The sequence below is a fragment of the Cedecea lapagei genome (assembly GCF_900635955.1).
Classification (GTDB): domain Bacteria; phylum Pseudomonadota; class Gammaproteobacteria; order Enterobacterales; family Enterobacteriaceae; genus Cedecea; species Cedecea lapagei.
The window spans coordinates 1,483,597-1,491,983 of record NZ_LR134201.1 but is presented as its reverse complement, the minus strand read 5'-3'; the positions used below and the strand labels follow the sequence as shown (position 1 = coordinate 1,491,983).

Annotated in this window: 8 protein-coding genes; 6 read left to right on the top strand and 2 right to left on the bottom strand. The window is 56.2% G+C overall.

The features are described 5' to 3' along the window. Nucleotides 1-101: 101 nt before the first annotated feature. The 3 genes from EL098_RS07255 to yegS all read left to right on the top strand — a co-directional run bounded on the left by EL098_RS07255 (nucleotide 102) and on the right by yegS (nucleotide 3,001). On the top strand, nucleotides 102-359 hold the full coding sequence (locus EL098_RS07255; RefSeq protein ID WP_126355619.1) for a hypothetical protein: 258 nt from the start codon (nucleotides 102-104) through the stop codon (nucleotides 357-359). A 129-nt stretch (nucleotides 360-488) separates the two neighbouring features. Beyond that, nucleotides 489-1,850 carry a prephenate-dependent tRNA uridine(34) hydroxylase TrhP gene (gene trhP, locus EL098_RS07250; protein WP_126355618.1) on the top strand — a complete coding sequence of 454 codons (1,362 nt, stop codon included), beginning with the start codon at nucleotides 489-491 and terminating at the stop codon, nucleotides 1,848-1,850. Nucleotides 1,851-2,101: 251 nt separating this feature from the next. Beyond that, nucleotides 2,102-3,001: a lipid kinase YegS gene (gene yegS / locus EL098_RS07245; protein WP_126355617.1), complete on the top strand. Its 900-nt coding sequence runs from the start codon at nucleotides 2,102-2,104 to the stop codon at nucleotides 2,999-3,001. A gap of 69 nt (nucleotides 3,002-3,070) precedes the next feature. On the opposite strand, the gene fbaB is transcribed toward yegS, so the two are convergent. Next, nucleotides 3,071-4,123: a class I fructose-bisphosphate aldolase gene (gene fbaB / locus EL098_RS07240; protein WP_126355616.1), complete on the bottom strand. Its 1,053-nt coding sequence runs from the start codon at nucleotides 4,121-4,123 to the stop codon at nucleotides 3,071-3,073. A 259-nt stretch (nucleotides 4,124-4,382) separates the two neighbouring features. Here fbaB and EL098_RS07235 point away from each other — a divergent pair, with 259 nt between their 5' ends. Genes EL098_RS07235 through EL098_RS07225 form a run of 3 tightly spaced genes read left to right on the top strand, consistent with a single transcriptional unit; the run spans nucleotide 4,383 to nucleotide 7,658 of the window. After that, entirely contained in the window at nucleotides 4,383-5,675 is a 1,293-nt protein-coding gene (locus tag EL098_RS07235; protein ID WP_126358377.1) for a nucleoside permease, read from the top strand. 2 nt (nucleotides 5,676-5,677) lie between these two features. Continuing rightward, nucleotides 5,678-6,691 (top strand): ADP-ribosylglycohydrolase family protein, encoded by a 1,014-nt coding sequence (locus EL098_RS07230; protein ID WP_126355615.1) that lies wholly within the window; start codon nucleotides 5,678-5,680, stop codon nucleotides 6,689-6,691. Then, complete coding sequence (locus tag EL098_RS07225) at nucleotides 6,678-7,658, top strand: PfkB family carbohydrate kinase (RefSeq protein WP_126355614.1); 981 nt, start codon at nucleotides 6,678-6,680, stop codon at nucleotides 7,656-7,658. The genes EL098_RS07230 and EL098_RS07225 overlap by 14 nt, the downstream gene beginning before the upstream one ends. Here EL098_RS07225 and EL098_RS07220 read toward each other — a convergent pair. After that, a complete protein-coding gene (locus EL098_RS07220; protein ID WP_126358376.1) occupies nucleotides 7,632-8,378 on the bottom strand; it encodes a GntR family transcriptional regulator in 747 nt (248 codons plus the stop codon). The genes EL098_RS07225 and EL098_RS07220 overlap by 27 nt on opposite strands. Nucleotides 8,379-8,387 lie beyond the last annotated feature (9 nt).

Below are 8,387 nucleotides of genomic sequence, written 5' to 3'. Positions count from 1 at the left end.
AACTACTACTTTTAGTAGACTGCTCAGAGAACAAAAAAAACTCTACGATAGAACACAGGCCGTTCAACATTGACCGGCGCCTTCCCCGCAAGGAGTTCATCGTGGAAAAGTATGTATTCTATAGCCGGGATATTGCCTTCAATATCTACCCGAAGGCATCTCTTGGTAAGGAAGAGAAAAAACAGCTGGCCGCTGACGGATTTAAAAAAATTGGCTTCGAGATACCGGCGACGGATGAAGCCGCTGCGCTCGACATGTTCATCTCACATTTCAAAGAAAATACCGAAGCGCTGAAAGAGTACACGGAGAATATTGCCTTCGCGTCGATCCTTTTTGTCGGCATCCCGTTTACCGCCTGATTCCGCAAGACGGTTTACTCCCCCGCCTCACGGCGCTACAATTCCCGCCCTTAAATTGTGGTAATCCACTCGACTTTAACCGCTCCACAAGGTGGGGCGGTTCTGACCTGATATCAGACCGAGAATTTCATGTTTAAACCAGAACTCCTTTCCCCGGCGGGAACGCTGAAAAATATGCGTTACGCCTTCGCTTACGGCGCTGATGCCGTTTACGCGGGCCAGCCTCGCTACTCTCTGCGCGTGCGCAATAACGAATTCAACCACGAAAATCTCCAGCTCGGGATCAACGAAGCCCATGCGCTGGGTAAAAAATTCTACGTGGTGGTGAATATTGCCCCGCACAACGCCAAGCTGAAAACCTTTATCCGCGATCTTAAGCCGGTCATTGATATGGGCCCGGATGCGCTGATTATGTCCGACCCTGGCCTTATCATGATGGTGCGCGAAGCATTCCCGCAGATGGACGTTCACCTTTCCGTACAGGCTAATGCCGTCAACTGGGCTACCGTGAAGTTCTGGAAACAAATGGGACTTACTCGCGTCATCCTCTCCCGCGAACTTTCGCTGGAAGAAATCGCCGAAATCCGCGAGCAGGTTCCGGAAATGGAGCTGGAGATCTTCGTTCACGGCGCGCTGTGCATGGCGTACTCCGGCCGCTGCCTGCTCTCCGGCTATATTAACAAGCGAGATCCTAACCAGGGGACCTGCACCAACGCCTGCCGTTGGGAATATAAAGTTCAGGAAGGCAAAGAGGACGACATCGGGAACATCGTTCACGTGCATGAGCCTATTCCGGTGCAAAATGTCGAACCTACCCTTGGCGTCGGCGCCCCAACGGATAAAGTGTTTATGGTGGAAGAAGCCAAACGTCCGGGCGAATACATGACCGCCTTTGAAGATGAGCACGGCACCTACATCATGAACTCCAAGGATCTTCGTGCCATTGAGCACGTAGAACGCCTGACCCGAATGGGCGTACACTCGCTGAAAATCGAAGGCCGCACCAAGTCCTACTACTACTGCGCACGCACGGCTCAGGTCTATCGCCGCGCGATTGACGATGCCGCCGCAGGCAAGCCGTTTGACCCAACGCTGCTGCAAACGCTGGAAGGCCTGGCGCACCGTGGCTATACCGAAGGTTTCCTGCGCCGTCACACGCACGACAGCCACCAGAACTATGAGTACGGACACTCCGTTTCCGAAAGCCAGCAGTTTGTGGGCGAATTTACCGGCGAACGCCGCGGGGACCTGGCCGCAGTTGCGGTGAAAAACAAGTTTCTGCTGGGCGACAGCCTGGAGATGATGACCCCGCAGGGCAACATCACCTTTACGCTGGAGAAGCTCGAGAACAGCAAGGCTGAGCCGGTGGAAGTGGCGCCGGGCGACGGCCATACCGTATGGATGCCTGTACCTCAGGAGATAGCGCTGGATTATGCGCTGCTGATGCGCAATCTCTCTGGTCAGACAAGCCGTAAACCGCACACAAACTAGTGAATCAGGGTTATTTTCCCGTGCCAGGATCATTCTTAGAAACCGATCACATACGGTTACACAGGATGGCGTTATTATCCGCGTGCTGAAAAACATAACCCATAAATGCTAGCTGTACCAGGAACCACCTCCTTGGCCTGCGCAATCTCCCTTGCGCAGGCTTTCTTTTTTCTGCGGATTCAGCCAGTTCTTACTCCCCTGCCGCCGCTTTGCTCTACACTTTGATAATGCTCATTTTTCTGAGGTAAGTCATGGAGACATCCCCGCTTTCGTTTGTGATTCTAAACGGCAAGGGCGCCGGTCACCCGCTACTGCGAGAGGCTGTACACCTTCTTCGCCAGGAAGGTTACACGCTGCACATTCGCGTAACCTGGGAAAAGGGAGACGCCGAGCGCTACATCGAAGAAGCCCTCAGCCTTGGCGCAGATACGGTCGTCGCCGGAGGCGGTGACGGTACGATCAATGAAGTTGCCACCTGCCTTGCAAAAGTGCCTCCTGCGAGCCGCCCGGCTCTGGGCATTTTGCCGCTAGGCACGGCCAACGACTTTGCCACCAGCGTAGGCATCCCGGAAGATTTTGAAAAAGCGCTGCGCCTCGCTCTGCTCGGTAAAGCCACCAGCATCGATCTGGTGCAGGTAAACGAGGATGCCTTTTTCATTAACATGGCGACCGGCGGATTTGGTACACGCATCACGACGGAAACGCCGGAAAAACTCAAAGCCGCGCTCGGCGGCGTCTCATATTTAATTCACGGCCTGATGCGCATGGATAAGCTGAAACCCGATCGCTGTCATATTCGCGGGGAGGATTTTAGCTGGCAGGGAGATGCGCTGGTGATAGGCATCGGTAACGGTCGCCAGGCCGGTGGCGGGCAACAGCTTTGCCCGGAGGCCCTGATCAACGACGGGTTGCTTGAGCTGCGAATTTTTACCAGTGAAGACCTGCTTCCTGCTCTGCTGACCACCCTGACGAATCCGGGTGAGAACCCGAATGTGATTGAAGGCAAATCGGCCTGGTTCGAGATTTCTGCCCCGCACGATATCACCTTTAACCTCGACGGAGAGCCGCTAAGCGGAAGGCATTTCCGCATTGAAATCATCCCCAATGCGCTGGACTGTCGCCTACCGCCAAACTGCCCGCTGCTGGGGTAAGCCAACCGCAGAAAAACGGGTATAAAAAAGCCCCCAAAAATCGGGGGCCATGAACTTACGCAATAGCGTTTACGCGATGGTCACTTTCTCGTTCAGGTAAACATCCTGCACGGCGTTAATCAGCTTCACGCCCTCCACCATCGATTTCTTGAACGCTTTACGTCCCAGAATAAGCCCCATGCCGCCCGCACGTTTGTTAATCACCGCCGTGCGCACCGCATCTGCCAGGTCGGTTTCACCGCCTGCGGCACCGCCGGAGTTAATTAGTCCGGCTCGGCCCATATAGCAGTTGGCCAGCTGGTAACGCACAAGATCGATAGGGTTGTCGGTGGTCAGCTTGCTGTAAACCTTGTCATCGGTATAGCCGAAGTTCACCGCTTTATAGCCGCCGTTATTCTCAGCCATTTTCTGCTTCACTATATCGGCGCCGATAGTCGCCGCAAGGTGGTTGGCCTGGCCGGTTAAGTCGGCGCTGACGTGGTAATCCACCCCATCTTTCTTGAAAGCAGAGTTACGCAGATAGGCCCAAAGCACGGTCACCAGGCCAAGCTCGTGCGCACGCTCGAAGGCGGCGGAGATCTCTTCAATCTGGCGACGAGATTCAGGCGAACCAAAATAAATGGTCGCCCCGACCGCCACGGCACCCATATTGAAGGCCTGCTCGACGCTGGCGTACAGAGTCTGGTCGTAGGTGGTTGGGTAGCTGAGCGTTTCGTTGTGGTTAAGCTTAACCAGGAACGGAATGCGGTGGGCATAGCGGCGAGATACCGAAGCCAGCACGCCATAGGTAGAGGCCACGCAGTTACAGCCCGCCTCGATGGCCAGCTCAACGATATTTTTTGGGTCGAAGTACAGCGGATTCGCGGCAAACGATGCGCCCGCCGAATGCTCAACCCCCTGATCCACTGGAAGAATAGAGAGGTAGCCGGTGCCGGCCAGACGCCCTGTATTGTACAGCGTCTGCATGTTTCGCAGCACCGCTGGCGGGCGGTTATTGTCGACCATTACCCTGTCAACATAGTCCGAGCCGGGCAGATAAAGCTGATCTGCCGGAATAGTCATACAACGATGCTGTAACAAGCCGTCGGCATCTTTGCCAAGCAACTGCGCAATATCAGTCATAATACGCTCCCGTAAGGGCAGCGAGCACCCTGCCCGCTGCGCATAAATAATCCTGTTCTGCCGGGTCAAAAAACCGGGCAGCACTAATCATGGTCCCGACCACGAGGATCCGCCAGTCCGGGCGCACTTTTGCACCCTTTTCAGGCGTAAAGCCAGGTGGCCGGAAAGGTTATTTTTGCAACGGCGATCATATAATCGACGCAAAGGTATTTAAAAGGTATTATTCATTGGTATGGTTAAGGCACACCCTACACCTGTCATGAAGGTCCTGAGCATGAAACGTACAACGATTAGCCTTTCGTTCATGATGTTTATCGAGTGGTTCATCTGGGGGGCCTGGTTTGTCCCCCTGTGGCTGTTCCTCAACAAAAGTGGTTTTACCGCCGGTGAAATCGGCTGGTCTTACGCCTGCACCGCCATCGCTGCTATCCTGTCGCCTATTCTGGTCGGCTCCCTCACCGACCGTTTCTTTGCCGCCCAGAAAGTGCTGGCGCTGCTGATGTTTGTCGGTGCCGGACTGATGTACCTGGCTGCTCAGCAAACGGAGTTTGTCTACTTCTTCCCGCTGCTGCTGGCCTACTCGCTCACCTATATGCCGACCATCGCGCTCACCAACAGCATTGCGTTTTCCAACGTCGACGACGTGGAGCGTGACTTCCCACGCATTCGCGTGATGGGCACCATCGGCTGGATAGCCTCAGGGATTGTGTGCGGCTTCCTGCCGCAGATGATGGGCTTCAGCGATATCTCTCCGACCAACGTGCCGTTGCTGATTACCGCCCTAAGCTCGGTTGTGTTAGGCCTCTTCGCGTTCTTCCTGCCAGACACACCTCCAAAAAGCACCGGGAAGTTAAGCCTGAAGGTGATGCTGGGCCTGGACGCTCTCGTGCTGTTGAAGGATAAAAATTTCCTGGTCTTCTTCTTCTGTTCATTTCTGTTTGCTATGCCGCTGGCGTTTTACTACATCTTTGCCAACGGCTACCTGACCGAAGTGGGCATGCACAACGCCACCGGCTGGATGACCCTCGGCCAGTTCTCCGAAATCTTCTTTATGCTGGCGCTGCCGTTCTTCACTAAGCGCTTTGGTATTAAAAAGGTTCTGCTGCTCGGGCTTATCACCGCGGCCATTCGCTACGGCTTCTTCGTTTACGGCGATGCCTCACACCTGTTCACCTACGGCCTGCTGTTCCTTGGCATTCTGCTGCACGGCGTGAGCTACGACTTCTACTACGTCACCGCCTACATCTACGTGGACAAAAAGTCCCCGGTCTATATGCGCACCGCGGCGCAGGGGCTGATTACCCTTTGTTGCCAGGGCTTCGGCAGCCTGCTGGGCTACAGCCTCGGCGGAAAAATGATGGAAAAAATGTTTGCTTACGCCTCGCCGGTGAACGGCCAGACCTTTAACTGGGCGGGGATGTGGGGCTTTGGCGCGATAATGATTGCTGTCATCGCCGTACTGTTCATGGTCTTCTTCCGCGAGTCGGACAAAGAGATTGCTACCATCGCCGTTGCCGGTGATGAATCTGAAAAAGTATTAAAGGAAGCGTAAAAATGGAAAATCGTATTCTGGGAGCCTTCTACGGCCAGATGTTAGGTGATGCGATGGGCATGCCGTCCGAACTGTGGCCGCGCGCTCGCGTGAAGGCCCACTTCGGCTGGATAGACAGATTCCTGCCGGGCCCGGCAGAGAACAACGCCGCCTGTTATTTTGCCCGCGCTAAATTTACCGACGACACCTCGATGGCGCTGGCGCTGGCGGATGCCATTATTGAGCACCACGGCGCGATAAACCCGGACGCCATCGGACGCCATATTCTGGCGTGGGCAGAAGGGTTCGATGCGTTTAACAAAAACGTGCTCGGCCCGACGTCGAAAATAGCCCTGAATGCGATTAAACAAGGTACGCCGGTGAGCGAACTGGAAAACAACGGCGTCACCAACGGCGCGGCCATGCGGGCTTCTCCGCTTGGCTGCCTGCTGCCTACGGCAAGTCTTGATGAGTTTGTGGATGAAGTCGCCCTGGCTTCAAGCCCTACGCACAAGTCGGACTTAGCCATCGCCGGTGCGGTAGTGATCTCCTGGGCAATTTCCCGCGCGATTGACGGCGCGAGCTGGGAAACAATTTGCGATGAACTGCCTTCCGTTGCCCGCCACGCGCAGGAAAAACGGATCACCACCTTTAGCGCCTCCCTAGCAGCACGCCTGGAGCTTGCGCTGGGCGTGGCCCGGAATGCCCGCGGTACCGAATCCGCCATGGAAGAGATTTACCAGTTGGTCGGCACCGGCACCAGCACCGTTGAGTCCGTGCCGGCCGCCATCGCGATGGTCGAGCTGGCAAAAACTGACCCTAACCGCTGCGCCATCCTGTGTGCAAACCTCGGAGGAGACACCGATACCATCGGCGCAATGGCAACGGCCATCTGCGGCGCCCTAAACGGCGTGGAAAGCATCGACCCGGCGTTAAAACAGGAGCTGGATGAAGAAAATCAGCTAGACTTCACGCGCTACAGCCGCATCTTCATGGCTTACCGCCAGCAGAGAGAGTCAAGCCATGAAGCCAAATGATCTGCTCATCAGGCTGCCCCAGCTTAACGCTCAGCGCCCGGTTTGCGTGCTTGGGTCGGCGGTAATTGACGTCATCGCCGACGCCTACGCCCTGCCGTGGCGGGGCTGCGATATCGAACTGCACCAGCAGAGCGTGAATATCGGCGGCTGCGCGCTGAACATCGCCATCACGCTCTCGCGCCTTGGCATAAGCTCGCAAAACGCGCTGCCAATTGGCCAGGGTACCTGGGCCGGAATTATTCGTAACAGCCTCGAGAAGCAGCAGATCCGCAGCGAAATCCATACCGACGCAGGCGACAACGGCTGGTGTCTGGCGCTGGTTGAGCCCGACGGCGAACGTACCTTTATGTCGTTCCGCGGCGTGGAACATCAGTGGAATCAGGCCTGGCTTGATGCTCTGGCTGTCGCGCCAGGCACGCTGCTGTCGCTTTCGGGCTACCAGCTTGCCGGGCCGTGCGCTGAACTCCTCGTTGGCTGGCTGGAATCACTTAGCGGCGTTACGCCGTTTATCGACTTTGGCCCGCGTATTGCCGATATTCCCCGGCCGCTGCTGGCGAGGATTATGGCCTGCAGACCGATTGTTTCGCTGAATCGTCAGGAAGCCGCCATCGTTGCCGAATGGCTTGAGGTGGAGCCTGAAAATATCGAAGCGATCTGCCGCGCCTGGCTGACCCGCTACGGCAGCCCGCTTATCGTTCGGTTAGATAAAGAGGGCGCCTGGTTTGCCGACGACAAAGAAATGGGAATAGCCGCGCCGTTCCCGACCACCGTAGTCGATACCATCGGCGCGGGCGACAGCCACGCGGGCGGCACGCTTGCAGGCCTGGCGGCAGGCTGGAGCCTGGAAGAGGCCGTTAGCCTCGGCAATGCGGTTGCCAGCTATGTTGTTGGCCACCGCGGCGGCGACTGCGCACCAAAGCTTGCGCAGCTCGAGCAAGCCCTACTCTTCGCAGACGAAAACGTATAAATCGCTGCGGCAGTGGCTGATGCTGTACTCAATGGGCCGGTTTTGCGGATCGAACGCTACCTGTTTGATAACCAAAACCGGCACCGGCGTTTCCAGCCTGATGTGCGTCTGGAATTCGTTATCCGGCATTAGGGCGCTGACCCTGCTGCGCGTGCGCTGCGGAATAATATTCTGGCTGCGGAAGTAGTCATACAGCGAGACGCCAATCTGATCCGCATCGGCAATTAAGCCTGCCGGAACGTAAGACTCTTCGATAGAGACTGCATCTTCATCCACATAGCGAATACGCTTGAGCAAAAAGACCTCGCTTTCCGCCGGGATCGCCAGCTGCTCCGCAACGTCTGTCGGGCATTTCACCACACTTTTGTTCACCCACAGCGTGTTCGGTTTTTTGCCGCGCAGCACCACCTGCTGCGAAAAGCCTCTGGCCTCTTTCAGCGAATACTCAAACGTGGCGTTAATTTGCGTTCCATAGCCGCGCGAGCGAGTCACCACGCCCTCATCCTCCAGCGCCTGCATCGCCTTGCGCACGGTAATACGTGACACCCCGGTAAGCTGGCTGAGATCGCGCTCGCCCGGCAGGATATTGCCCTGGGGAAGCTGGCCGGCGCGCACGGCGTTCTTCACCGTTTCAACAAATTTGAGGTACAGAGGAGCGTTATCCGGGGCGGCAAAGCGCTGTTTTAGCTGTTCAACTAACTGGTGATGAGCCTGTTCCATGGTACGCAT